Source organism: Erythrobacter sp. SN6-5 (assembly GCF_057364945.1).
Window position 1 is genome coordinate 397857 of record NZ_CP200282.1, and the last position, 22451, is coordinate 420307.

Genomic DNA, 22451 nt, shown 5'->3' on the forward strand with positions numbered 1-22451 from the left:
GGCAAACCGGGATCGCCTTCGTTCCGGTAGCCAAGACATGCATTCGTCTGTGACATGACACCCGTTGCAACCAAGCGGGCGCGCGCCGCGTAACTGCAAGGAAGCTATAGAATAGGTGCACCAACCCGCTATAGAGGTGCTCAGATCCTTGAATGAAAGCGAACCAATGCCACTTGGCCAAGACATTGCTACCAATCTTCCTTATTTGCGGCGCTATGCACGGGCGCTGACCGGCGCGCAAAACACCGGCGATGCCTTTGTTCGTGCGACCCTAGAGGCGGCGCTGGCTGACGAGACGCTGAAGCAATCGCTCGAAGGCGGCCGGGTCGCATTATACGCTGCATTCAACAAGGTCTGGTCGAGCGCCTATATGGAAGTCGCCAAAGACGAAACACCAGCGGGCGAGCATGAAGCAGCGGCGAAAGCGCGGCTTGAGGCAATCACACCGCTCAATCGTCAGGCCTTGCTACTCACCACACTGGAAGACTTCACGTCTGCGCAAGCGGCGCAAATCATGGAACTTGAACCAGCAGATGTTGAACGACTGGTGCAAGAGGCGGTGAGCGAAATTGACCGCGAGACCAGCACCGAGGTGCTGATTATTGAAGACGAACCGCTGATCTCAATGCAGCTCGAAGATTTGGTCAAATCGCTAGGTCACACGATTTGCGGCACGGCGGCGACGCGCACGCAAGCGCGCGAGGTCGTCGCGGAAAAGACCCCAGGATTGGTGCTGGCCGATATTCAGTTGGCCGATGGCTCATCCGGCCTAGACGCAGTCGACGACATCCTGACGATTGGCGATGTCCCGGTGATCTTCATTACCGCCTATCCAGAGCGTCTGCTGACCGGGGATCGGCCAGAGCCAACCTATCTGGTGACCAAGCCATTTGAGGAACGGACCGTCAGCGCCGCCATCAGTCAGGCGTTGTTCTTCGGCTCCAGTAAACCGCTCGATTGATGTTCTAGGCAGGCTGCCCGATCAATCAGCCTGCCAATTGATCTCGAAGTTGAAACTCGCCAGCAGGGCGAACCGGCACGCGCATAGTGCAGCGCACGCCGCCAGTGTCGAAATGCAATTCAACCGGATGCCTTAATTCGTGAGCGACGATTTTCTGGATCAGTTCCGTGCCAAAGCCGCTTCCGCGCACCTCGCTCACCTCTGGTCCGCCCGCTTCCAGCCATTCCACTTCGGCCAAATCCGGATCGACCAAAGACCATGTGATCGACACCCGGCCTACATCATCGCTGAGCGCGCCATATTTGGCCGCATTGGTGGCAAGCTCGTGGATTGCCTGACCAAGGGTCAACGCGTCATTGGGGGCAAGCTCAACATCGGGACCTTCGATCTCGACCTCATGCTCTCTTGCTGCGCTGACATGCGCCAGCTCTGCTTTGACGACGGAGGCAATGGGTGTGGTTCCCCACTCCGAATTGGTTAGTAAATCGTGGGTCGCGGACAGGGCCCTGATCCGCCCGGCCAGCCCTTCCGCAAAATCATCCAGATTGTCTGCCCGGCGCCGCGTCAACGAAAGCAGCGAAAGAACGTTTGCAAGCGTATTTTTAACCCGGTGATTAAGCTCTCTAGTCAGTGAATTGCGGATCGAATGCTGTTCTTCGAAGAATTTCAGGCGCGCGTTGTCCTTGGCTATTTGCCGGGTCAGGATCCGCGCAAGCATTGCCAGCAAAGCGGCAACCGAAAGACCGAGCAGCAGAGTAACCACAGACAGCGGGGTCAGCAAAGCAGGCGTCGGGGCGGCCACTTCCAAACGCATAGTGCGATTGGCAATCTGGATCGGTCTTTCGATCACATTGCTAGTGGAGGCAGTGGAAGAACGCTCTGCAAGCAATGCAGCCTCATCCTCCATCCCGTCAAACAGGCGTACAGCCAGATCGTTTTCAATCGCCAAATCCAGCGCCGCTGCAAGGAACATGTTCGCGTTAAACGCGCGGTGGACAAAGCCCCCTAGCTCAACGTCAGCCGTATTCCCCGCCAGCACCGGCATAACAATCAGAAAGGCAGGAACCTCGCCGCCCTCCGGGCCAGCAATCATCAGCCTGCCAGAGGATGATGGTGCGCCGCTGCCTTGAACTGCGGTCAGAGTTTCTTGAAACATCGGGATTGCTTGCCCGTCAACATCGGCAGGGTCAGCGTGCGACAGCCAGCCCATTGGCCCTGCCCCTGGCACTTCAAAATCCCCCTCCATCTCAGTGCTAAATTGCTGGAGCAGTTCCGGCGTGGGCCGCCCGCTGCTGGACAGCACCACAGCGCCCGCGTGCATGTAAGACACGGCAATATTGGCTTCATGGCCAAGCTCAGATGCGATGGATGCGGCGATCTTGCGGGTCTGCAAGCTCTCGCTGTGGCGCGCACCTGTCTCAATCGCGAATACGCTGAGCAAGGTGACAACGGAAATAGCGAGAAAAATGATAGCAGGCACGGCGCTCGGATAGGCAATCAACCATTGCCGAACCCCGCCAAGCGGCACAGTATCTTTTCGTTTAGATGCCTTCGCCTGCATCAGTCCAAGCTCTTAGTTGTCAATGGCAGGGGAACAATACATAGACCGTATCGTTCCCAAATTCATATGTAGTAATGCCACCGATATGGCCTAACATGCCGGTGCCTTTCTCCTATCGCGGAGTATATCAGGATCAATTATGGCCTCGGGTAAAGAAATATCGCCGACTGACGCAGCGGCGGAAAAACCAACAAGCGCCAAGGCTATGGAGCAGCCACAATGGGCTGACGGGCTCAAGCAATTGTACGATTCCGTGGTCGAAGAACCGCTTCCCGACAGCTTCAAAAATCTGCTGTCTCAGCTTGATGTAACTGATCCAGATGATGCCAGTCAGAATGGGAATGGCTGATGTCGGTCGAGACCCGCAGCGCCTCTGAAAAAGCTGACTTTAAGCGCGAACTGACCGAGGTCGTACCGCATTTGAGGGCCTTTGCACGCGGCCTATGCGGCCGCCCCGACATGGCCGATGATCTGGTTCAGGAAACCTTGTTGAAGGCGTGGGCCGCGCAGGCCCGATTTGAGCCAGGCACATCAATGCGCGCCTGGACCTTTGTAATCCTGCGCAATGCCTATCTCACAGATATGCGGCGCAACCGTTTTCGCGGCGATTATGATGAGACGGTGGCAGAGCGCATCCTGACCGCGCCAGCTGGACAAGAAGAACCAATCCACCTGTCGGACATGCACCGTGCGTTGCTGACGCTGCCGCCGGAACGGCGCGAGGCCTTACTATTGGTAGGCGCGGGCGGATTTTCTTACGAGGAAGCCGCGCAAATATGTGGCTGCGCCGTCGGCACGATCAAAAGCCGCGTGGGCCGCGCTCGCTCCACACTCAACAGCATGCTGGCAGAGGGCAATATCCCTCAACGTTCAATCGGGGATGATGCCGCGCACCGCGCCATTCTAGAAGAATTGGACGATGTCGCTGCGGGCAATGGCGAAACCGCGAAGATCGATTAATTCACGCCCGACCTGCGGGCTTGCAAGAGCGTAACTTCAAAACTTCCCGCATCAGGCGCTTGGCGCGGCTTTGCAGTCCTGCAATAAGACCAGCGACAAGCTGGAATTGCCTGAAATGACGAGCGAAACACCCAACCCGCACCCAAGCGAGCCGAGCGCCACCCCTGCGTCAAGCAGACGGCTGGCCTTTGCTGAGCAGGAGGTGCGGCTGGTGTCGGCCCTGGTTTTGCTGATCGGGATCGGCCTGTTCCTCGCGCTACCCTTCGTTTTGTCGATTGGCTCGGTTGTGTTTTTGCCGCTGGTCACAGCGATCTTGCTCACCATCCTGCTTTCGCCGCTAGCGGACAGGCTGGCGCGGATCGGCCTACCCAATGTGCTCGCATCCCTGGGCGCGTTGATAGCGTTTCTGGCGGTCGTGCTGCTCGCCCTCGCGCTGGTGCTTCAACCCGCCCTTGCCCTGTTCGACACCTTGCCCGCCATTACTGAGCAAGTGGGCGCGCGTTTTGCTGAGCTGCGCGATCAGTTTGAATGGCTTGCCATCATCAACCGAGAGCTGGGCGAAATATTGGGCGAATCCGGCACACGCGAAGTCGTGCTCGCCACCCCAACCCTGCTCGAACAGATCGCTTGGTCCACGCCCAGCGTGCTGATCGAGGTCTTGATCACTCTGCTGATGACCTTCTTCATGATTGAGGCGCGCGTCCGGCTGAGGCGGCATTTGCTGTTTGACCGTTCTAGCTTTGGATCGAGCGTCAAGGCCGCGCGAGTGCTGCGCGAGGTGCAGGACCGGGTTGCCGCCTATATTCTCACCGTTGGCTTCATCAATGCCTGCATCGGCGTGGTTGTGGCCCTGGGCGCGTGGGCGCTGGGCGTGGAGGCGCCGATCATGTGGGGCGGGCTCGCTGCGATCCTCAATTTCGTGCCCTATATCGGCCCAATCGCCATGGCTGCCCTGCTCGGCATGTTCGGGATCGGCACCGCAGATACTGTGTTCCTCGGCCTGGTCCCGGTTACCGCTTACATCGTGCTTCACACGGTGGAGGCGAATGTCGTCACCCCATCAATTCTGGGTGCGCGCTTCACCATGAACCCGGTGATGATCTTGCTCGCCCTGTCCTATTTCACATGGATCTGGGGCGTGCCGGGCGCGCTCCTATCCGTACCAATCCTGCTGACGCTCACCGCATTGTTCGATCACATAGGCAGCCCCAATCTGATCGGCTTTGTGTTTGGCGAGCCCCTGTTTGGCAGCGAGCTGTTCAACCGCAGCCCAGAAGAGGAAGCTGGTCCGGCGGGTTAGCCCGGCAAAGCCTCAAGCCTTAGATCGGTCGACCGTGCCAGCCACCGCCACATTCATTGTGACATTGGCCAAAGTGCGCATGATATCGGGCAACATTTCCACCGCCACCAGCAATGCCAGCGGCTCTATTGGCACACCCATGGCGAGCGCGATCGGGCCAATCGATACCACGAAACTGATGGAGCCAGGCAGGCTGACCGAGCCGATGGAGATGACCACCGCCACGCCAATGCCGATCAGCATCAGCGGCCAGGATACCTCTATTCCGGCCAGGCTGGCGACATACAGCGCCACCGCCATATTCATCGCCACGCTGGTCGCGCGAAAAATCGCCACCGCCAGCGGCAGCACGAACTCGCTGGTTTCCTCGCGCAAGTTAAGCCGCCCAGCGCTGTCCAGCATTGCGGGCAGGCTGGCGAGCGAGCTTTGAGTGGAAACCGCGACCGCTTGGGCAGGCAGCACCGCTTTCGCAAAGCGTAGCGGGCTGACCCCGCCCAGCGCCCATGCCATCAGATAAGCTAGTATCAGGATAAATCCGCCCATCGCGGAAACGACCAGAATGTAATGAGCCAGCGTCGCAAACGCGCCGCCGCCACTTTTCAGGCCCACTCCAAAAGCCAGCGCAAACACGCCGAGCGGCGCGATCCACAGCACCCAGCCAATGATCATCAGCATGGTGTTGGCCAGCGCATGGAAAAAGCCCAGCATCCGCTCGCTCTGATCCTGGGGCAGCCGGGTCACGGCGACCGCGAACAGAGCGAAGAATATGGTGAGTGGCAACATCGCCGTTTCCGCAGCCGCAGCGATGATATTGGGTGCGATCAGCGAGGCGAGGAAATCGAGCACACCGGGCACTTGCTGCTCGCCGTCCGGAACGGCGGCCAAAAATCCGCTCGCGCTGTCTGGGATAGGCAAGGCGCCAAGCACTATCGGCATCATCAGGGCTGTGAACAATCCGCCTGCGACGAGCACAGCAAACACAAGAGCCAAAAATCGCCGCGCCGCTGCGCCCGCCCTCGCGGCCTCGGCCATTTGCGCAATGCCCAGCACCAGCAGCGCCGCGACCAGTGGGATGATCGTCATCTGCAGCGCCCGCAGCCACAGGCTGCCGATCAGCGCAACAATCTGCTGCAGCCAGTCGGTGATCCCACCGTCCGACAGCACCATGCCCAGCAGCAAGCCAGCGACCAATCCGGCAAATGTCAGCGCCACTGGCAGACGGATAGACGCCAGCTCATAACGCTGTCCGCTTGTCGCTGCTGCGCTTTGGCCTTCAACTTCGCTCAAATTCTGTCCCCTTTGGGCCTTGCGCCCTTCCATTCGTGCGATAACCGCGCCAGAAGCGCCTGACAAATCGGCTTTTGCCCCGCGCGCACCCGCGGCGGTGCTTTCATGGAGAGAACAGACACAGCCATGGCACGCAAATTCTTTGGCACAGACGGCATCCGTGGCCGCACGAACAGCGATGTGATGACATCGGAAATGGCGATGAAAGTGGGACAGGCAGCGGGCGCTCACTTCATGCGCGGCAAGCACCGCCACCGGGTCGTGATTGGCAAGGACACACGCCTGTCCGGCTACATGATTGAAAGCGCGCTGGTCGCGGGTTTCACAAGTGTCGGCATGGATGTGATCATGACTGGCCCGATCCCGACCCCGGCGATTGCTTTACTCACACGCGAAATGCGCGCCGATCTGGGCGTGATGATTTCGGCCAGCCACAACCCTTACGAGGATAATGGCGTCAAACTGTTCGGCCCGGATGGCTTTAAGCTGTCTGATGAGGACGAAATGCAGATCGAGGAATTGCTGGAGCTACAACCGGCGCTGGTCGATGCCTCGCAAATTGGGCGCGCACGGCGGATCGAGGATGCTCGCGGACGCTACATCCACGCGGTCAAGCAATCGGTCTCTGACGAGGTCAGTTTTGACGGGCTGAAGGTCGTGGTCGATTGCGCCAATGGCGCAGCCTATGAAGTGGCTCCATCGGCGATTTGGGAACTCGGCGCGCAGGTCATCACCGTCGGCGTTGACCCCAATGGCACCAATATCAATGACGGCGTTGGCTCCACCGCGATTGAGGCGTTGCAGGCCAAAGTCGTTGAGGAGCAGGCGCATATTGGCATCGCCTTGGATGGTGATGCAGACCGGCTTATCGTCGTTGATGAAAAAGGCCGCGCGGTCGATGGCGATCAGATCATGGCTCTCATCGCGACGCGGATGCATGAAAAGGGCGCACTGACGGGCGGCGGCGTGGTCGCCACCGTCATGTCCAACCTGGGGTTGGAGCGGCATCTTCAATCGCACGGCCTCACGCTGGAGCGCACGAAGGTTGGCGATCGCTATGTGCTGGAGCGCATGAAAGAGGGCGGATTTAACGTTGGCGGCGAACAATCGGGCCATATGATCTTGCTCGATCACGCAACCACTGGCGATGGTACGGTCGCCGCGCTTCGCGTGCTATCCAGTCTGGTGCGCGCTGATAAACCTGCCAGCGAGCTGCTGCATGTGTTTGACCCAGTCCCGCAACTGCTCAAGAACGTGCGCTATTCCGGCGGCAAGCCGTTGGAGAACGAAGCCGTAAAGCAGGTTATCAGCGAAGCGGAGGCAGAATTGGAAGGCAAAGGCCGCTTGGTCATCCGCCCATCCGGCACAGAGCCGGTGATCCGCGTGATGGCGGAGGGCGATGACAGCGACCAGGTTGAGGCGGTGGTCGGCCGTATTTGCGACGCCGTGCGTGCCGCCGTTTGAGTAGCAACTCAGAGGACCAAGACCATGCTGGAAATGCGCCCCGATTGCGAGAAATGCGGCATCGATCTGCCTGCTGAGGCACCTGGTGCATTCATCTGCAGCTTTGAATGCACGTTCTGTGCGGAATGCGCGGACGCGCACGATGACCAATGCCCCAATTGCGGCGGCGAATTGATGGATCGGCCCACCCGCACAAAGGCTCTACAAGAGAAATATCCGCCCAGTACGGAGCGTAAGTTCAAGGGATGAGCGAGAACGCACCGCCTGCTCCGCCGCGCATTTTGGCGATTGCCGGGTCCGATTCCTCTGGCGGCGCTGGCATTCAGGCCGACATTAAAACTATCACCATGCTGGGCGGCTACGCGATGACCGCCATCACCGCCGCGACCGCGCAAAACAGCGTAGGAGTGCAAGCAATCATGCCGCTGTCTGGTGACTTTGTCGCCAAACAGATCACCAGCTGCATCAACGACATCGGTGTCGATGCGATCAAGATCGGCATGCTGCATGACGCCGACATTATTGCGCATGTGGCGGACGCGCTGGAGCTGATCGACAGCCTGGTGCCGGTGGTGCTTGACCCGGTTATGGTCTCTACCTCTGGGGCGACCCTGATCGCGGATGAAGCGATTGAAATCATGCGCGAGCGATTGTTCCCGCGCGCCACAATCATCACACCGAACCTGCCAGAGTTACAGCATCTGGTCCGCCGCAACCTTGGCGATACGCGCCTGATTGAAGACGCCGCCGAAGAGCTGATCCGCGCCCATGGCTGCGATGTGCTGGCCAAGGGCGGACACACAGAGGACGCACGTATTATCGATATTCTGGTTCGCTCTGGCGAAGTGCCCAAGCACTTTGCTCAAGCCAAGATCGATACCCGCCACACTCATGGCACAGGCTGCACTCTCTCATCCGCCATTGCGGTGCTGCTGGGCCACGGCCAACCGCTCGAAAACGCAGTCCGGTTGGGGCAGACCTTTGTGAGACAGGCGATTGAAGCATCGCCAGGGTACGGCGTTGGCAACGGACCTCTAGGTCATCAGGCGGTGCGCAGCCTATGATGGAGCCGGTCATCCGAGTGGATGGCCAAGGCGCCAACCCAGTGCGGGGCCGCGTGCGGATCGATTGGCCGAAGGCCGTATGGAACGCTGGCATGCTAGGCGGGACTGTGGCTGCGCTTTTTGTGGCGAGCGGGCCTGCCATCGCGCTCTTCCTGGGGCTCACCTATTTCACGCTGCTGATCGGTCACAGTGTCGGCATGCACCGGATGATGATCCACCGGACGTTCAGGGCGCCCAAATGGCTCGCCAGAGCGTTGATTTATATCGGCACCTTGGTCCCATCGGGGATCATTCGCATCCATGACACCAGAGACTGGGCCCAGCGCGAGCCGCAATGCCATGACTTCTTCGCTCACCGCCGCTCACTGGCACGGGACCTCGCGTGGAACCTGTTCTGCAAATTTGAATTCGAGCGCCCGCCAAGGGTGGCAATCGAGCCTGAAATCGCCGATGATCCGTTCTACTGGATGCTCGATGCGACATGGCGATTGCACCAAATCCCGCTGGCCATCGCCCTATATTGGATCGGCGGCTGGGCCTTTGTACTCTGGGGCATATGCGCCCGTGTGTTCGTGAGCACGGCAGGCCACTGGACCATCATCTACTTCTGCCAAAACCCCGGCCCCGGCCGCTGGCTGGTGCGTGATGCGGGCATTCAAGCCTCCAACCTGCCCGGCCTTGGCCTCATCACCTATGGCGAGTGCTGGCATAACAATCACCATGCCTTCCCGGAATCGGCACGCATCGGCATTGAGCCGGGACAGGCCGATCCGGGCTGGTCGGTGATCGCCGGATTGGGACGTTTGGGCCTCGCCCATGACATCGGCACCCCGCGCCAGCAGGATCGCCGCGAAGATTTGGTTGAGCGAGGTCGCGCTTAGCAATTGATAAAAAGTGGCGTAGCCACCCGCTCCCTCCAACCCTTCCACCCGGAGCCTACCGGGATATCATCCGGGTGGAAGGGTTGGAGGGAGCGGGTGGCTACGGTCAGCTTAAGGGGAAAACCCTAGCGGTTCAGCTCGTAAAAGTCCGAGATGTGCGACCACGCCTCATCCGCTGTTTCGCACCAATGGAACAGCTCAAGGTCTTTCTTGGAGATCGTGCCTTCCTCGGCAATCGCTTCGAAATTGACCACGCGGTTCCAGAAATCCTTGCCAAACAGCAGGATCGGAATGGGCTGCATCTTGCCGGTCTGGATCAGGGTTAGCAGCTCAAAGAACTCATCAAATGTGCCGAACCCGCCCGGGAAAACCGCAACGGCACGCGCGCGCATCAGGAAGTGCATTTTGCGCAGTGCGAAATAGTGAAAATTGAGACTGAGATAGGGCGTCACATAGGAATTGGGCGCTTGCTCATGCGGCAAAATGATATTGAGCCCGATCGATTCAGCGCCAGCATCCGAAGCCCCGCGATTGGCCGCCTCCATGATCGATGGACCGCCGCCAGAGCACACGACAAATTGCCGCTTGCCGTCTTCAACGATCCCTTTTTCCGAGACCACTTTCGCCAGCTTATGCGCCTCGGTGTAATATTTCGACTTTGCCGCCAGGCTGGCTGCGACCTTCTGTTCGTACTCGCTGCCATTCTTGGCCGCCTCGACCTTCGCATCCGCTTCTTCGGGCGAAGGAATTCGGGCCGATCCGTACATCACCAGAGTGGAGCCAACGCGCGCCTCGTCCAGCAGCATTTCCGGCTTCAATAGCTCAAGCTGAAAACGCACCGGGCGCAGCTCATCACGCAGCATGAAATCGACGTCACGAAATGCCAATTTATAGGCCGGATGTTCGGTCTGAGGTGTGTGCTCAGGTGCTTCTTCAGCAAAGCGGATTTCCTGCTCTGCACGGTAAAACTTGCGATCTGTGAGGTCTTTTTCAGTCATATCAATGCCCTTAGGCGCAGAGCCATGCGCGGGCAAGCCGAGCTGAGATGCGACTGAGCCGAAATCGCTCAACACCCCCTTCAAATGCTCGCCTTAGTTGATAAATCTGCGTTGCTAAGCTGACGTCTTACCCGAGGGAGCTATCAATTGACCGCCAAATCAAGTTTTCCCAACTGTGTGCGAGCCTTTATGATCCTTGCATTATCAGCCTGTCTGCTGCCCGCGAATGCCGTATCGGCTCAAAGCTCGGCTGAATTAGCCGAGGCCCTTAAGGGGTTTGGACCTCAGACTAGCTTTACCTGTCAAACAAAGGCCAGTGGCATTCAAGGATGTTGGGATGTGCCTGCGTGTGGAACACTGGAGGAAACATCGCACCGGACGATCATAGAGTTTACCGCTGACGATTTTTTCCTCACGCATTTGATCCAGTACAATGCCCGGGGCTGCAAAGACCGTGATGTCGCTTTCGTGATAACTCAAACTCCACCGGAGGAATGGAATTCTATGTACGAGATGATGGATCGCGAGATACGATCTGGTGGACGAAGGATGATCTATCAGGACATTTTTTTCAAAATTGGCATGGACGCGATGGCTGGCGAGACCCTCGGCTATAAACTCGAGGGCGGGCAATTGTGTTTCTTGCCGTCACAAATCACGTCGAATGACTTCTCCACACTGAGCGATGGGCTGCTCGGCAAATGGGCGTATGAAGAAGAATACTTCTTCAGCGGGCAATATTTGCGGGACATGACAGCATGCCTCTCCAGGTCCACCCCCTTTTAGCGGATACCGAGAACCAGCACGCCGCGCCGCTTGCCCTAAGGCGCGCTATCCGTTAGTTTTCTTTTCAGGTCCTCGCGAGAATATGCACGCGAGAGGAAAAGAAAGAGTTGAGTATGGCGGATCTGTCTCCGCCGGACGGTTTTAAAAAGGCTGGCAGAAAAAGGGGACGCAAGTCCGGTAAAGTAGCCGATTTTCGCTACAAACGCGCCCACCAGCCCAATGAAAGCAAGCACCCCGCCCATGGTAAGCCGGGTGAGCATTCTCGCGGCAATCGCGCGGGTGGCCGATCACATCGCCCCAATGAAGCATACGCTGCACTCGACCTCGGCACAAACAATTGCCGGCTTTTGATCGCACGCCCTTCTGGCAAGGATTTTACCGTCATTGACGCGTTTAGCCGGGTGGTGAAACTGGGCGAAGACCTCGCCAGCACTGGCCGCCTGTCTGACGAGGCGATGGACCGCGCGCTGGGCGCGCTGTCGATTTGCGCAGACAAGCTGCGCCGCCGCAAAGTTCGCTTGGCACGCTCGGTCGCCACAGAGGCCTGCCGCAGGGCCAGCAATGGTGCCGATTTCATCGAACGCGTCCGCCAGGAAACCGGCATCGTGCTCGACATTATCAGCGCAGAAGAAGAAGCACGGCTCGCGGTTCTCGGCTGCCATATCCTGCTGGAGCAAGGTCACGGACCAGCGGTCATCTTCGACATTGGCGGCGGCTCAACCGAGCTTGTGCTGCTGGAACCGGGCGGCAAAGTCCCGCGCATTATCGACTGGCAAAGCGTGCCCTGGGGCGTTGTCTCGCTGACTGATACGGTCAGGCGCGGGGCCAACACGGCAGAAGGTAGAGCCGAACGTTATGCTGAGATGCGCCGCCGCGTATCCGAAAGTTTCGCCCCATTTGCTGAGCGCATCAGCGAGGCCGCCGCGCATGATGATATCCGCCTGCTCGGCACCAGCGGCACAGTTACAACCCTCGCCAGCCTGCATCTTGAGCTGCCACATTATGATCGCAAGGCCGTTGACGGTCTGATCGTGCCGTCTCGCTCAATGCGCGACATCAGCACGCGGCTTTCCACCATGTCGCCGGAGGAGCGCAGCGAGTTGCCCTGTATTGGCAATGACCGGGCCGATCTGGTGGTTGCGGGATGCGCGATTTTGGAATCGATCCTCGACCTGTGGCCGGCAAGCTGCCTGGGCGTGGCGGATCGGGGCATCCGCGAAGGCATTTTGCGCAGCCTGATGGCCGCCGAACGAGATGGAGAACGCAGCATGCGTGCCTTGCAAAAAATACGCGCGGGCGAGGTTCCTGTCGCCGGTGAAGCCGCCAAAAGCGGCGAGCAATAGGCGATGACGCGATCTGGCCGCGACCCTGAAAAGCGGGTGCGAAAATCGCGCAAGCGCACCGCATCATCAACCCGCTGGCTAGAGCGTCAGCTGAACGATCCCTATGTCAAAAAGGCCAAGGCGGACGGCTATCGCAGCCGCGCGGCCTATAAGCTGATCGAGCTGGACGAGCGCTTTGCCCTGATCCGAGGCGCCAAGCGCGTCGTTGATTTGGGGATTGCACCGGGCGGCTGGGCACAAGTGGTGCGCAAGCAAGCACCGCGCGCCGCAATTGTCGGGATCGACCTGCTGCCAACCGAGCCGATTGAAGGCGTCGCGATCCTGGAGATGGATTTCATGGCCGATCACGCGCCCGCTGCTTTGCAAGCGGAGCTGGACGGCAAGCCCGATCTGGTGATGTCGGATATGGCGGCCAACACGGTGGGCCATAAACAGACCGACCATTTGCGCACGATGGGGCTGGTTGAGGCGGCGGCATGGTTTGCCACGGAAAACTTGGAGGAAGGCGGCACCTTCATCGCCAAGGTGCTTGCAGGCGGCACGGACACCGATTTGCTCAACCTACTCAAGAAGCACTTTAAGAGCGTAAAGCATGCCAAACCCCCGGCAAGCCGCAAGGGATCATCGGAATGGTATGTCGTGGCTCAGGGATTTAAACCCGGCATGGAGGCTGGCTAAAGCCTGATAGAAAGACAGACGTGGCGCCGCCTAACGTATGCGAAGCGCTCAGCGCTTATTCTGCGGTCGCTTCTTCTATCTCAGCAGCTGCGTTTTGCTCAGCTTCCGCTTCTGCAACTTCGCCTGCTTCACCCTCGGCTGCATCTTCCTCACCGCTCTCATCAGCCACTGCTTCAACATAAGCTGGCACCTCTAGGCTAGAGCCGAGCGAGTTCATGTAGACCGCAACAGCGGCGCGGTCTTCAATCTTCGACAGGCCAGCAAAGCTCATCTTGGTGCCATCGGCAAAGCCGCGCGGGCTCTTCAACCAGGCATCCATTGCGTCCCAATCCCACACGCCGTCTTTGCTGGAAAGCGCCGAACTATAGGCGAAGCCAGCAACGCTCTTGCCAATCGGTTTACCCATAATACCATAGATATTGGGACCAACGCCGTTCGCACCGCCTTGATCAACCGTGTGACAGGCCGAGCATTTGGCGAACACTTGTGCGCCTTTTTCGACGGTGGTCTCCGTCATGTTCAGCGCCTCAGTCATGGTCATTTCAGCCTCAGCGGTATCTTCCACCACGCCTTCAATCTCATAGCCCAATTGCTCAGGGCGCTCCGGATTGTCAGCATGGAAATACTTCCCACTCAAAATCGAGAAGCCCAGCGCGATAATGCCTGCAAACAGCACCCAGCCAGCGGCGGTGTTAAAACGATCATCCATGGTGAATTGAGATCCGGTAATCTTGCTATGGTCAAAGTTGAGGCCGCTCTAATCGCCGATGCCCTTTGGTGCAAGAGTGATCGCAGCATTACGCATTGCAGCAAATGCAAGCGGGTCCAAGAGCGAGCTTGCGAGTGGGCCGCTCCCTCTCTAGCAAGCGTGGCTGTATGCACAGTTTTCCCGCTCCTGCCCTCGCCATTGTTGAAACCATGCGCGCCGCCGCCACCAAGCAGCCGGAGCGCGCGATCGCGTTTCAAGGATCGCCGGGCGCCAATTCGCACCGCGCCGCGACCGAAGCAGCAGCAGACTATCTGCCGCTGCCCTGCTTCAGCTTTGAAGATGCACTGGAGGCAGTGAAAGACGGGCGGGCGGCCCGCGCAATCATCCCGATTGAAAATTCGCAGCACGGCCGGGTTGCCGACATCCATTTCCTGCTGCCAGAAAGCGGCCTGTCGATTGTTGGCGAGTATTTCATGCCGATCAATCACGCGCTGATGGGGCTGGGCAGCGGGCCATTCGAAGCTGCCTACAGTCACCCGCAAGCGCTTGGTCAATCACGCTTTTTCCTGCGTGAACGCGGCATTGTTCCGCTAAGCTATGCCGACACGGCGGGGGCCGCCGCCTTTGTATCGGAGCGCGGCGATCCCAAGCTGGGCGCGATTGCTCCGGCGATTGCAGCTGAGCTTTACGGTCTCGAAATCGCTCTGCACAATGTCGAGGACAGCGCGGACAATATGACCCGCTTTGTGATTTTGGCCGAGACGCCAGAACGCGACGAAACGCTGGACGGCAGCGAGGCGATCACAACCTTTGTGTTTGAAGTCAAAAACATCCCCGCCGCGCTCTATAAAGCGATGGGCGGTTTCGCGACGAACGGCGTCAATATGACCAAGCTGGAAAGCTATCAAAAGGGCACGAGTTTCTCTGCAACCGCTTTTTACGCTGATATTCTGGGCGCGCCGGGTGATCCGGCGGTGGACCGGGCACTGGAAGAACTCGCGTTTCATTCCAAAGAATTGCGGATTTTGGGCACCTATAAACAGGGCCGTGCCCGCCAAATTACTTAGGCGATTCGCCAAATTCGCGGGCCAAGGGTCACGCACACACCCAATTGTTTAAGGATCGGGTGTTGCGCCCTGCAGCGCCCCGTGCCACGAACATGCCCACATGACGAGCGTAACAGGGACCAATTCAGGGCCAATAGAGGCCCCCGGCGATGGCTCTGCTGTTGGCGCAGACGATGCGGCGCTCAATCCCATCAACAGCGCGGATGCACCCGGTAGTTGGCAGGAACTGCGCAGTGATAGTGATATTCAATTTGAACAGATTGAAATCCCTCCTATCCCACCGCGCGAACCGGGCCGATTTGAAGAAGCGCTGCAAAGCCTGGCTGATTTCTTCAGCCCGCTTGGCGGTATGTTCGGAGGCGCATGGCCGATCTTGCGATGGGTGTTTCTGGCGCTGCTGATCGCGGCGGTATTGTTCATTATCTGGCGCATGTTTGGCCCGTTGACTGGATTGCGCGCGCGCATAGCCGAAGCGGAAGAAGAGATTGAATGGCAGCCGGACCGCGCGCAGTCGCTGGCCCTGCTGGAGGATGCAGACAAGCTCGCCGCCGACGGGCGTTATGACGAGGCGGTACACCTGCTGCTGCAACGCAGTGTCGGGCAAATCGCATCTGCACGGCCGGATTGGGTGGTCCCGTCCAGCACCGCGCGCGAACTGGCGGCATTGCCTGCCCTCTCGGACGCGGCCCGCGCCGCCTTTCGCACTATCGCAGAGCGGGTGGAGCAAAGCCTGTTTGCCCTGCGCTCGCTCGATGCTGGTGATTGGGAGGCCGCCCGCAAAGCCTATGCCGATTTCGCCTTGGCCAAGATCGAAGGCAGCCATCAAAAGCGCAATTTGATTGACCGCGACGCCGCGGCAGAGGCGGGCGCATGAGCGGCGCACTGCAACAGGCCAACAACCGGCGCGGCGGCGGTGGTTTCAGCCGCCGCATAGTGCTGGGCCTTGTGCTGTTTGGCTTCCTCGCCTTCATCGCCATGCTCTATTTCATCGGGGCTGGTGACACGCAGGGGCGCGGCAATAATGGTGCGGCCCACGCCGCCTCCAATGGTCTCAATGGCTATTCCGGCTTGGTCAAGCTGCTGGAGCTTGAAGGTGAAGCCGTCTCCACCTCACGCTCGCCAAGCGGGCTGGAGACGCCCGATCTGTTGGTGCTGACCCTGCCACAATATTTCGACAAGGATGAACTCGGCGAGATCCTGCAAAAGCGGGCCTATCTCGGTCCGACCATGGTCATCCTGCCCAAATGGTTCGCCAGTGGTTTCCCCCCGGAGCCGAAAGCCGGGTTGAGGAAGATATTGAGGACGATTGGGTCCAGTTAAACAGTGCGATCCCGTTTGATTGGAGCGAAAGTCTGCCCGATCATTATGCGATAGAGACCGAGCTAAAGAACGCAAAAGATGGACCCAACAATTGGGCGGGTCTTGAGCTAACCGGCGCATTGCCAACGGACACGAATATTGTTGTGACGGACCGCGGCAACGGTGCGGCTTTAGTGGTGAACCAGAGCGGGGAACCCCTCGCCCTGTCATTCCTGGTTGCGGATCAATTTGGCACCACCGGCGACAATGAAGAGGTGGTCTTCGTCGTCGAGCCTGATCTGGTCAACAATTATGGCCTCGCTGATCCCAGCCGCGCGGCGCTCGCTCTGGCGCTGATTGACGAGGCAAGCTATGGCTATGAATATCCAATCGTCTTTGACCTTACGCTCAATGGTTTTGGCGGTTCGACCAATCTTCTAACCTTGGCATTTCGTCCGCCGTTTCTGGCCGCCACCTTGTGCCTCATCCTGGCCATGTTGATTGTCGGCTGGCGCGCGTTCAAACGCTTTGGTCCGGCGGCGGCTAGCGGGCCGGACATTGCCTTTGGCAAACGTCGCTTGGTCGCCAATGGTGCGGGGTTGATCGTAAAGGCACGTCGCCTGCGCTTGCTCGCCGATCCTTACGTCGCGCTATCCGCACGGCAGCTGGCGAGCAGGCTGGGACTGACCAAGCCTGACGAAGGCACGATTGACGAGGCGGTTCGGCGTATATTGCCCGAAGATCCGCCATTTTCTGTGAGGGCGCAGCAATTGCGCGCCGCACGTTCACCATCCGATATTCTGCGCGCCGCGCGCGCGCTCAAAGAGCTGACAAGGAAACTCCAGAAATGAGCATGAGCCTCGAAGAACTGCGCGAACTGGCAGACGCGATCCGTGCCGAAGTGGCCAAAGCCATCGTCGGCCAAGACGAGATGATCGACCAATTGCTGATCGCGATGATCAGCGAGGGACACGTGTTGCTAGAGGGCCCTCCGGGCACAGCCAAAACCTTTCTGGCGCAGAGTTTTGCCACCGCGCTGGGCCTTGATTTTGGCCGTATCCAGTTCACGCCGGACCTGCTGCCGGGCGACATTCTGGGCTCCAATCTGTTCAACTTTCAAACCAGCGAGTTCACCCTGACGCGCGGGCCGATTTTCTGCGAGCTGCTGCTCGCGGATGAGATCAACCGCACACCGCCAAAGACACAGGCTGCCTTGCTGGAGGCGATGCAAGAACGCCGCGTCACTCTGGACGGCGAAACTCATCAGCTGGCCGAACGTTTCATGGTCGTCGCGACCCAAAACCCGATTGAGAACCAGGGGGTCTATCCCCTGCCAGAGGCACAGCTCGACCGGTTCCTGTTCAAGCTCTTGGTACAATATCCCGATGAGGCAGAAGAGACCAAGATCGTCACCAGCTATGGCCAGAAGCAAGGCCCGATCCGGCCCGCAACGCTCGGCGTGACGGCGGTAGCCGACACGGCAAAACTGATCGCGGCCAGCGGCGCACTGGACCATGTGACGGTTGCCGAGAAAATAACCGGCTATGTCGTGCGGCTGGTGCGGGCGACGCGCGAACATGCGGAACTTTCCGTCGGTGCGTCTCCGCGCGCCGCCGTGATGCTTGCCAATGCCGCCCGAGCGCGCGCAGCGTTGCACGGCCGCGCCTATGCCATTCCCGACGATGTGAAGGCGCTTGCCGTCCCCGTGCTGCGCCACCGCCTGACGCTCAGCCCAGCGGCCGAGATCGAAGGCCGCGATATTGAGGCACTGGTCGCTGAACTCATCGAAAGCACCGAGGCGCCGCGCTAAAACCATGGCTCTCGCTTTGCCCAAACTGGCAAATATGCCCAGCCTGCCGATCGTGCCGACAGAGCGCGCGGCGTGGCTGGCGGCTGGTTTTGCACCGGTCGCTTTGGTGATTGCGGCGATGGCGCCGGGCACATGGATCGCGGCCCCCGCGGCGGCGATTGTCCTGCTGCTGCTGATCGTGCTGGACGCGGGGTTGGCAGGGCGCCCTGGAGAGTGGGACGTTCGCGCCCCGCGCGATGTCGAGGTGGGCCAGCCTGCTGCACTCACCATGCTGGCAGAATTTACTGGCGGGCAGATCTCGCGGGTGGAAGGCGCGCTGGAATTTGACCCGCGGCTGGGCGGCGGCGGCCGCGCAGAGCTGAGCCTGACCCCGCATTCCACCGAAGATTATTACACCGGCACTTATCAGACCAAGCCGGAGCGGCGCGGCACCGCGCAGGTTCCGCGCGCATGGCTGCGCTGGGCCGGTCCGCTGGGTCTCGGCGCGCGCCAGCAAAGCCGAGAACTGGATACAGAGCTCAGGATCTGGCCCGATCTCTCGCCGGTGCGCAGCCGTGAGCTTCAGACATTTCTGCGCGATGCCCAAACTGGCCTGATCGCCAGGCGTATTCGCGGCGAAGGCACTCAATTTGAGGCTTTGTCGGAATACGAACCGGGCATGGACCGCCGCCGGATCGATTGGAAAGCCAGCGCCCGCCACACCAAGCTCTATGCCCGCGAAAACGAAAGCGAGCGCAACAATCAGATCGTCTTCGCGTTCGATTGCGGTCAGGCGATGTGCGAGCCGGTGGACGGCATGCCCCGCATTGACCGGGCGGTGTCCGCCGCCCTCACCGCATCCTACGTGGCGCTGAAGAGCGGGGACCGCGTCTCTCTGTTCGGTTTTGACCAGCGACCACAGGTAATGACGCCCTTCGTCGGCGATGCACGCGCATTCCACCGCCTGCAAAGCGCAGCCGCCTCGCTCGATTACACCAGCACAGAGCCGAACTTCACGCTCGCGCTAGCGACCCTGACCGCCAAGCTGCAACGCCGCTCGTTGATCATTCTGTTTTCCGATTTCACTGATCCGACCGCAGCGGAATTGATGATCGAAAGCCTTGGCAGGCTCGTCGACAAACATCTCGTATTGTTCGTCACCATCGCGGATAGCGAGCTGGAGGAATTCATCGCTGAAGAACCTTCAGACATCGCCATGCTCGCACGCAGCGTCACTGCCGATACCCTAGCCAATCAACGCCGCGTCGTACTGCAACGCCTGCGCCGCATGGGTGTCGATGTGATCGAGGCCCCGTGGGATCAGATCGGCTATCAGTTGATCGACCGATATTTCATGATCAAGAACAGCGAGGCGATCGGATGAAGGCCCCTGTTATCTCCAGCTGGTTTGGCAAAACCCAGATTGAAGCGCCCGCCGATATTGAAAGTGCTGCGCTGCGCTCCGACCGTTTCCGTTTGGAGCGTGAAGGCGATTGGCGGCGGCTTGAAGAGATCCTGAAGCGCATGGAGCGCGGCGGATTGCGGCGCGTGAGCGATGAGGATTTGCTCGCCCTGCCCACCCTCTATCGCACGGCGGCATCCAGCCTATCCGTCGCGCGCGAAACCTCACTCGATGCGTCGACCTTGCGCTATCTTGAGAGCCTGGTGCAGCGCGCCTGGTTTCAGGTTTATGGCCCGCGTCAGGGCTTTGGCGGCTGGCTACGCTCGTTCCTGTTTGGTGGATGGAGCCGCGCAGTGCGCGAGATTTGGCTGGAGATTTGCATCGCCTTGGCCGTGATGGTCGCCGGCACAGTGGTCGGCTGGCTGCTCGTGGTGCAAGACCGCGAATGGTATTTCCGGCTTGTGCCCACCCAATTCCTCGACACCCGCGTGCCGGGCGCCAGCCGCGAGGTTTTACAAGAATCGCTCGCGGTAGAGCAGGACGCCAGCGGGCTATCAGTATTCGCCGCCGGCCTGTTCAGCAACAATGCCGGGGTCGCGATCCTCGCCTTTGCGCTTGGCTTTGCCTTTGGCATCCCTTCGCTGATGCTGCTGGTGCACAATATGGCGGTGCTGGGCGCAATGTTGTGGCTGTTCGCGGGCCAGGGGCTGACCGTGGAATTCGCTGCATGGCTCAGCGTCCACGGCACAACAGAGCTGTTTGCGATCCTGCTATCCGGTGCGGCGGGCCTGCATATCGGGCGCTCCATGGCCTTTCCAGGCAATCGCTCTGTCCTAACCGCAGCGGCGGAAAGCGGACGGCGCGGCGCAACCGTGATGGCAGGCGTGGTGCTGATGATGGTGGTCGCTGCTATCTTGGAGGCTTTCCCGCGCCAATTGGTCGGCGGAATGGAAGACCGCTTCTTGATCGGCGGAACAATGCTCGCGCTGTGGCTCGCCTATTTCTTTGCCTATCGGCCCAAGAATATTGAGGACCCCGCATGAGCGCCGCGGCAGGCAGCTATGAATATGTCAACAAGAGACAGCGCACTCTGGTCACGCCGGAGGGCATAACCGTGCCAATCGTGGTCGCATCGCGCGGATCACGCGTCGGCGCTTTGGTCCTCGATTTCGTGCTGCTTTATGTGGGCCTGACGATCTTTGTCCTACTGATGGGCTGGATTGCAGGAGGCCTGTTCGACGAAGTCACAAGCGAAATGGAAGAGAGCATCTCTGGCGCTGGAGAGTTCCTCGTCATCGTCTTCATCCTAATATTGTTCCTCGCTCGCTATGGCTATTTCCTCGCCTTTGAGCTTGGTCCGCGCGGCGCGACCCTGGGCAAGCGCGCGACCGGAATACGCATCGCGGCACGCGATGGCGGACGTCTAACCGCAGAGGCCGTACTGGCGCGCAACCTGCTGCGCGATATTGAACTGTTCATGCCGCTGGTCTTCCTGATCTTCGCCCCCACTGGCGAGATGGGCAATGCGGGGCTAGCAGGTCTGGCCTGGTTCATGGTGTTCATGGCCTTCCCATTCTTCAACAAAGACGCTTTGCGCGCTGGCGATGTGATCGCGGGCACTTGGGTGGTCGAGGCACCGCGTACGAAGCTGGCCGAGGCGCTTTCTACGCAGGGCGCCGCGCGCGGGCAAAGCGGCGTTACCGGGGCGCTTTATGAGTTCGGCGATGAGGAGCTGTCGGTCTACGGCGAACATGAATTGCAGACGCTGGAACAGGTGCTGCGCGATGGAAGGGGCGAGGCGATTTCGGCAGTGCACGCCACCATTTGCGGCAAGATCGGATGGGATCCGGGCGCCGGTGATGAGCGAGCATTCCTAGAGGCGTTTTATGCGCAGCTGAGGGCCAAGCTGGAAAACGATATGCGCTTTGGCAAACGCAAACAGAACAAGTTCGCATGAGCAGGTCCGGCGATCCTGGCGGAGCACCCAAAGCCCAGCGGCGCGCAGTCCTATCGGGAATGCTGGCAAGCGCGGCGGCGGCCTGCGTACCGATTGACCAAAGCGCGCTCGGGCGCCTTTCGGCCCGGCTGCGCATTCTCGAGGCCGCAAGCGCGGGCGGCGCATTGGGCGCGGCCATCATCGATACCGAAACCGGCCAGTCGATCAGCCACAATGGCTCCGCTCGGTTTGGCCATTGCTCTTCATTCAAAACCTCGCTTGCCGCGCTGGTTTTGGCTCGTCACGCCTCCGGCGCGATTGATGCTGACCGGAATGTGCGCTGGAGCGAGGAAGAACTGCTGTCCTACGCGCCCTTCACCACACCGCGCCTTCAGCAAGGGGCGAGCCTGCGCGAGCTTGCCGAGGCGACGCAGAAAACATCCGACAACACAGCGGCCAACGTACTCCTCAGAGAGCTTGGCGGGCCAGATGCCCTCAACCAGTTCTGGCGCAGTATCGGGGATGAGACGAGCCGCCTCGACCGGATCGAGCCAGCGCTCAACAATGTGCCGTTGGGTGAGGTCCGCGATACCTCAACCCCGCTCGCCATGGCCCGCACCCTCGCCAAGCTGACCTATGGCAATGTCCTGCCATCGGAAGAACGCGAGCAATTGCGCCGCTGGATGGTGGACACGCAGACCGGGCTCAAGCGCGTGCGAGCGGGCCTGCCCGAAGGCTGGGCCGCGGGCGACAAGACCGGCACATCCTTCTGGCCGGGCATGGGCAGCCTGTATGTCGATATTGGCTTTGCCGAGCCGCCGGGCAGAGCGCCAATCGCCTTCGCCGCATATTTCCGCGCCAAGGATACGCATCAGCGAGTCGAGCCAGCCGCCGAGGCACTGCTGGCTGAAATTGGCAAAGTGCTTGTCGACTTTGCTCGCGGCTAAAAAAGGAGACTGGGCGGCT

At 59.8% G+C, this 22451-nt stretch carries 24 protein-coding genes; 20 read left to right on the plus strand and 4 right to left on the minus strand.

Going from position 1 to position 22451, the window contains the following annotated elements; genetic code table 11:
- Positions 1 to 166: 166 nt before the first annotated feature.
- A complete protein-coding gene (locus AC0V6Z_RS01870; protein ID WP_472639726.1) occupies positions 167 to 961 on the plus strand; it encodes a response regulator in 795 nt (264 codons plus the stop codon).
- A 25-nt stretch (positions 962 to 986) separates the two neighbouring features.
- On the opposite strand, the gene AC0V6Z_RS01875 is transcribed toward AC0V6Z_RS01870, so the two are convergent.
- Positions 987 to 2522, minus strand: a complete 1536-nt coding sequence (locus AC0V6Z_RS01875; protein WP_472639727.1) for a sensor histidine kinase — start codon at positions 2520 to 2522, stop codon at positions 987 to 989.
- Between the two features lie 139 nt (positions 2523 to 2661).
- Between AC0V6Z_RS01875 and AC0V6Z_RS01880 the strand changes: the two genes are divergently transcribed.
- The 3 genes from AC0V6Z_RS01880 (at position 2662) to AC0V6Z_RS01890 (ending at position 4782) form a co-directional block, all read left to right on the plus strand.
- Entirely contained in the window at positions 2662 to 2871 is a 210-nt protein-coding gene (locus tag AC0V6Z_RS01880; protein ID WP_472639728.1) for a NepR family anti-sigma factor, read from the plus strand.
- Positions 2871 to 3482 (plus strand): sigma-70 family RNA polymerase sigma factor, encoded by a 612-nt coding sequence (locus AC0V6Z_RS01885; RefSeq protein ID WP_472639729.1) that lies wholly within the window; start codon positions 2871 to 2873, stop codon positions 3480 to 3482. Before AC0V6Z_RS01880 ends, AC0V6Z_RS01885 begins: the two co-directional genes overlap by 1 nt.
- A 70-nt stretch (positions 3483 to 3552) precedes the next feature.
- Positions 3553 to 4782 (plus strand): AI-2E family transporter, encoded by a 1230-nt coding sequence (locus tag AC0V6Z_RS01890; RefSeq protein WP_472639730.1) that lies wholly within the window; start codon positions 3553 to 3555, stop codon positions 4780 to 4782.
- Positions 4783 to 4794: 12 nt separating this feature from the next.
- Here AC0V6Z_RS01890 and AC0V6Z_RS01895 read toward each other — a convergent pair whose 3' ends face one another.
- The gene (locus AC0V6Z_RS01895; RefSeq protein WP_472639731.1) at positions 4795 to 6069 is read right to left on the minus strand and encodes a dicarboxylate/amino acid:cation symporter; all 1275 of its coding nucleotides are present in this window, start codon (positions 6067 to 6069) and stop codon (positions 4795 to 4797) included.
- 126 nt (positions 6070 to 6195) lie between these two features.
- Between AC0V6Z_RS01895 and glmM the strand changes: the two genes are divergently transcribed.
- Genes glmM through AC0V6Z_RS01915 form a run of 4 tightly spaced genes read left to right on the plus strand, consistent with a single transcriptional unit; the run spans position 6196 to position 9478 of the window.
- Positions 6196 to 7533, plus strand: a complete 1338-nt coding sequence (glmM, locus tag AC0V6Z_RS01900) for a phosphoglucosamine mutase (protein ID WP_472639732.1) — start codon at positions 6196 to 6198, stop codon at positions 7531 to 7533.
- 24 nt (positions 7534 to 7557) lie between these two features.
- Complete coding sequence (locus tag AC0V6Z_RS01905) at positions 7558 to 7782, plus strand: DUF1272 domain-containing protein (protein ID WP_472639733.1); 225 nt, start codon at positions 7558 to 7560, stop codon at positions 7780 to 7782.
- Complete coding sequence (thiD, locus tag AC0V6Z_RS01910) at positions 7779 to 8597, plus strand: bifunctional hydroxymethylpyrimidine kinase/phosphomethylpyrimidine kinase (RefSeq protein ID WP_472639734.1); 819 nt, start codon at positions 7779 to 7781, stop codon at positions 8595 to 8597. The genes AC0V6Z_RS01905 and thiD overlap by 4 nt, the downstream gene beginning before the upstream one ends.
- Complete coding sequence (locus tag AC0V6Z_RS01915) at positions 8594 to 9478, plus strand: acyl-CoA desaturase (protein WP_472639735.1); 885 nt, start codon at positions 8594 to 8596, stop codon at positions 9476 to 9478. The genes thiD and AC0V6Z_RS01915 overlap by 4 nt, the downstream gene beginning before the upstream one ends.
- Positions 9479 to 9603: 125 nt before the next feature.
- Here the strand turns inward: AC0V6Z_RS01915 and AC0V6Z_RS01920 are convergent, their stop codons facing one another.
- Positions 9604 to 10476 (minus strand): LOG family protein, encoded by an 873-nt coding sequence (locus AC0V6Z_RS01920; protein WP_472640818.1) that lies wholly within the window; start codon positions 10474 to 10476, stop codon positions 9604 to 9606.
- 339 nt (positions 10477 to 10815) lie between these two features.
- On the opposite strand from AC0V6Z_RS01920, the gene AC0V6Z_RS01925 reads away from it, so the two are divergent.
- The 3 genes from AC0V6Z_RS01925 to AC0V6Z_RS01935 all read left to right on the plus strand — a co-directional run bounded on the left by AC0V6Z_RS01925 (position 10816) and on the right by AC0V6Z_RS01935 (position 13283).
- Complete coding sequence (locus AC0V6Z_RS01925) at positions 10816 to 11262, plus strand: hypothetical protein (protein WP_472639736.1); 447 nt, start codon at positions 10816 to 10818, stop codon at positions 11260 to 11262.
- 113 nt (positions 11263 to 11375) lie between these two features.
- On the plus strand, positions 11376 to 12605 hold the full coding sequence (locus AC0V6Z_RS01930) for a Ppx/GppA phosphatase family protein (protein ID WP_472639737.1): 1230 nt from the start codon (positions 11376 to 11378) through the stop codon (positions 12603 to 12605).
- Between the two features lie 3 nt (positions 12606 to 12608).
- The gene (locus AC0V6Z_RS01935; RefSeq protein WP_472639738.1) at positions 12609 to 13283 is read left to right on the plus strand and encodes an RlmE family RNA methyltransferase; all 675 of its coding nucleotides are present in this window, start codon (positions 12609 to 12611) and stop codon (positions 13281 to 13283) included.
- A 55-nt stretch (positions 13284 to 13338) separates the two neighbouring features.
- Here the strand turns inward: AC0V6Z_RS01935 and AC0V6Z_RS01940 are convergent, their stop codons facing one another.
- A complete protein-coding gene (locus tag AC0V6Z_RS01940; RefSeq protein WP_472639739.1) occupies positions 13339 to 13992 on the minus strand; it encodes a c-type cytochrome in 654 nt (217 codons plus the stop codon).
- Positions 13993 to 14159: 167 nt separating this feature from the next.
- Here AC0V6Z_RS01940 and AC0V6Z_RS01945 point away from each other — a divergent pair, with 167 nt between their 5' ends.
- The 9 genes from AC0V6Z_RS01945 (at position 14160) to bla (ending at position 22432) form a co-directional block, all read left to right on the plus strand.
- Entirely contained in the window at positions 14160 to 15059 is a 900-nt protein-coding gene (locus tag AC0V6Z_RS01945; RefSeq protein WP_472639740.1) for a prephenate dehydratase, read from the plus strand.
- 100 nt (positions 15060 to 15159) lie between these two features.
- Positions 15160 to 15933, plus strand: a complete 774-nt coding sequence (locus AC0V6Z_RS01950) for a hypothetical protein (RefSeq protein ID WP_472639741.1) — start codon at positions 15160 to 15162, stop codon at positions 15931 to 15933.
- Entirely contained in the window at positions 15930 to 16379 is a 450-nt protein-coding gene (locus AC0V6Z_RS01955) for a hypothetical protein (RefSeq protein ID WP_472639742.1), read from the plus strand. Before AC0V6Z_RS01950 ends, AC0V6Z_RS01955 begins: the two co-directional genes overlap by 4 nt.
- The gene (locus AC0V6Z_RS01960) at positions 16304 to 17209 is read left to right on the plus strand and encodes a hypothetical protein (RefSeq protein ID WP_472639743.1); all 906 of its coding nucleotides are present in this window, start codon (positions 16304 to 16306) and stop codon (positions 17207 to 17209) included. The genes AC0V6Z_RS01955 and AC0V6Z_RS01960 overlap by 76 nt, the downstream gene beginning before the upstream one ends.
- 2 nt (positions 17210 to 17211) lie before the next feature.
- Entirely contained in the window at positions 17212 to 18168 is a 957-nt protein-coding gene (locus AC0V6Z_RS01965; RefSeq protein WP_472640819.1) for an AAA family ATPase, read from the plus strand.
- Between the two features lie 34 nt (positions 18169 to 18202).
- Positions 18203 to 19531, plus strand: a complete 1329-nt coding sequence (locus AC0V6Z_RS01970; RefSeq protein ID WP_472640820.1) for a DUF58 domain-containing protein — start codon at positions 18203 to 18205, stop codon at positions 19529 to 19531.
- A complete protein-coding gene (locus AC0V6Z_RS01975; protein WP_472639744.1) occupies positions 19528 to 20592 on the plus strand; it encodes a stage II sporulation protein M in 1065 nt (354 codons plus the stop codon). Before AC0V6Z_RS01970 ends, AC0V6Z_RS01975 begins: the two co-directional genes overlap by 4 nt.
- Entirely contained in the window at positions 20589 to 21506 is a 918-nt protein-coding gene (locus AC0V6Z_RS01980) for an RDD family protein (protein WP_472639745.1), read from the plus strand. The genes AC0V6Z_RS01975 and AC0V6Z_RS01980 overlap by 4 nt, the downstream gene beginning before the upstream one ends.
- Positions 21503 to 22432: a class A beta-lactamase gene (gene bla / locus AC0V6Z_RS01985; RefSeq protein ID WP_472639746.1), complete on the plus strand. Its 930-nt coding sequence runs from the start codon at positions 21503 to 21505 to the stop codon at positions 22430 to 22432. Before AC0V6Z_RS01980 ends, bla begins: the two co-directional genes overlap by 4 nt.
- The last annotated feature ends 19 nt before the right edge of the window (positions 22433 to 22451 follow it).

Bases quoted from the DNA above. Each gene is read 5' to 3' on its own strand.
- AC0V6Z_RS01870 (WP_472639726.1), top strand. From the start codon at position 167: ATGCCACTTGGCCAAGACATTGCTACCAATCTTCCTTATTTGCGGCGC.
- AC0V6Z_RS01875 (WP_472639727.1), bottom strand. From the start codon at position 2,522: ATGCAGGCGAAGGCATCTAAACGAAAAGATACTGTGCCGCTTGGCGGG.
- AC0V6Z_RS01880 (WP_472639728.1), top strand. From the start codon at position 2,662: ATGGCCTCGGGTAAAGAAATATCGCCGACTGACGCAGCGGCGGAAAAA.
- AC0V6Z_RS01885 (WP_472639729.1), top strand. From the start codon at position 2,871: ATGTCGGTCGAGACCCGCAGCGCCTCTGAAAAAGCTGACTTTAAGCGC.
- glmM (WP_472639732.1), top strand. From the start codon at position 6,196: ATGGCACGCAAATTCTTTGGCACAGACGGCATCCGTGGCCGCACGAAC.
- AC0V6Z_RS01905 (WP_472639733.1), top strand. From the start codon at position 7,558: ATGCTGGAAATGCGCCCCGATTGCGAGAAATGCGGCATCGATCTGCCT.
- thiD (WP_472639734.1), top strand. From the start codon at position 7,779: ATGAGCGAGAACGCACCGCCTGCTCCGCCGCGCATTTTGGCGATTGCC.
- AC0V6Z_RS01915 (WP_472639735.1), top strand. From the start codon at position 8,594: ATGATGGAGCCGGTCATCCGAGTGGATGGCCAAGGCGCCAACCCAGTG.
- AC0V6Z_RS01920 (WP_472640818.1), bottom strand. From the start codon at position 10,476: ATGACTGAAAAAGACCTCACAGATCGCAAGTTTTACCGTGCAGAGCAG.
- AC0V6Z_RS01930 (WP_472639737.1), top strand. From the start codon at position 11,376: ATGGCGGATCTGTCTCCGCCGGACGGTTTTAAAAAGGCTGGCAGAAAA.
- AC0V6Z_RS01935 (WP_472639738.1), top strand. From the start codon at position 12,609: ATGACGCGATCTGGCCGCGACCCTGAAAAGCGGGTGCGAAAATCGCGC.
- AC0V6Z_RS01940 (WP_472639739.1), bottom strand. From the start codon at position 13,992: ATGGATGATCGTTTTAACACCGCCGCTGGCTGGGTGCTGTTTGCAGGC.
- AC0V6Z_RS01945 (WP_472639740.1), top strand. From the start codon at position 14,160: ATGCACAGTTTTCCCGCTCCTGCCCTCGCCATTGTTGAAACCATGCGC.
- AC0V6Z_RS01950 (WP_472639741.1), top strand. From the start codon at position 15,160: ATGACGAGCGTAACAGGGACCAATTCAGGGCCAATAGAGGCCCCCGGC.
- AC0V6Z_RS01955 (WP_472639742.1), top strand. From the start codon at position 15,930: ATGAGCGGCGCACTGCAACAGGCCAACAACCGGCGCGGCGGCGGTGGT.
- AC0V6Z_RS01960 (WP_472639743.1), top strand. From the start codon at position 16,304: ATGGTTCGCCAGTGGTTTCCCCCCGGAGCCGAAAGCCGGGTTGAGGAA.
- AC0V6Z_RS01965 (WP_472640819.1), top strand. From the start codon at position 17,212: ATGAGCCTCGAAGAACTGCGCGAACTGGCAGACGCGATCCGTGCCGAA.
- AC0V6Z_RS01970 (WP_472640820.1), top strand. From the start codon at position 18,203: ATGCCCAGCCTGCCGATCGTGCCGACAGAGCGCGCGGCGTGGCTGGCG.
- AC0V6Z_RS01975 (WP_472639744.1), top strand. From the start codon at position 19,528: ATGAAGGCCCCTGTTATCTCCAGCTGGTTTGGCAAAACCCAGATTGAA.
- AC0V6Z_RS01980 (WP_472639745.1), top strand. From the start codon at position 20,589: ATGAGCGCCGCGGCAGGCAGCTATGAATATGTCAACAAGAGACAGCGC.
- bla (WP_472639746.1), top strand. From the start codon at position 21,503: ATGAGCAGGTCCGGCGATCCTGGCGGAGCACCCAAAGCCCAGCGGCGC.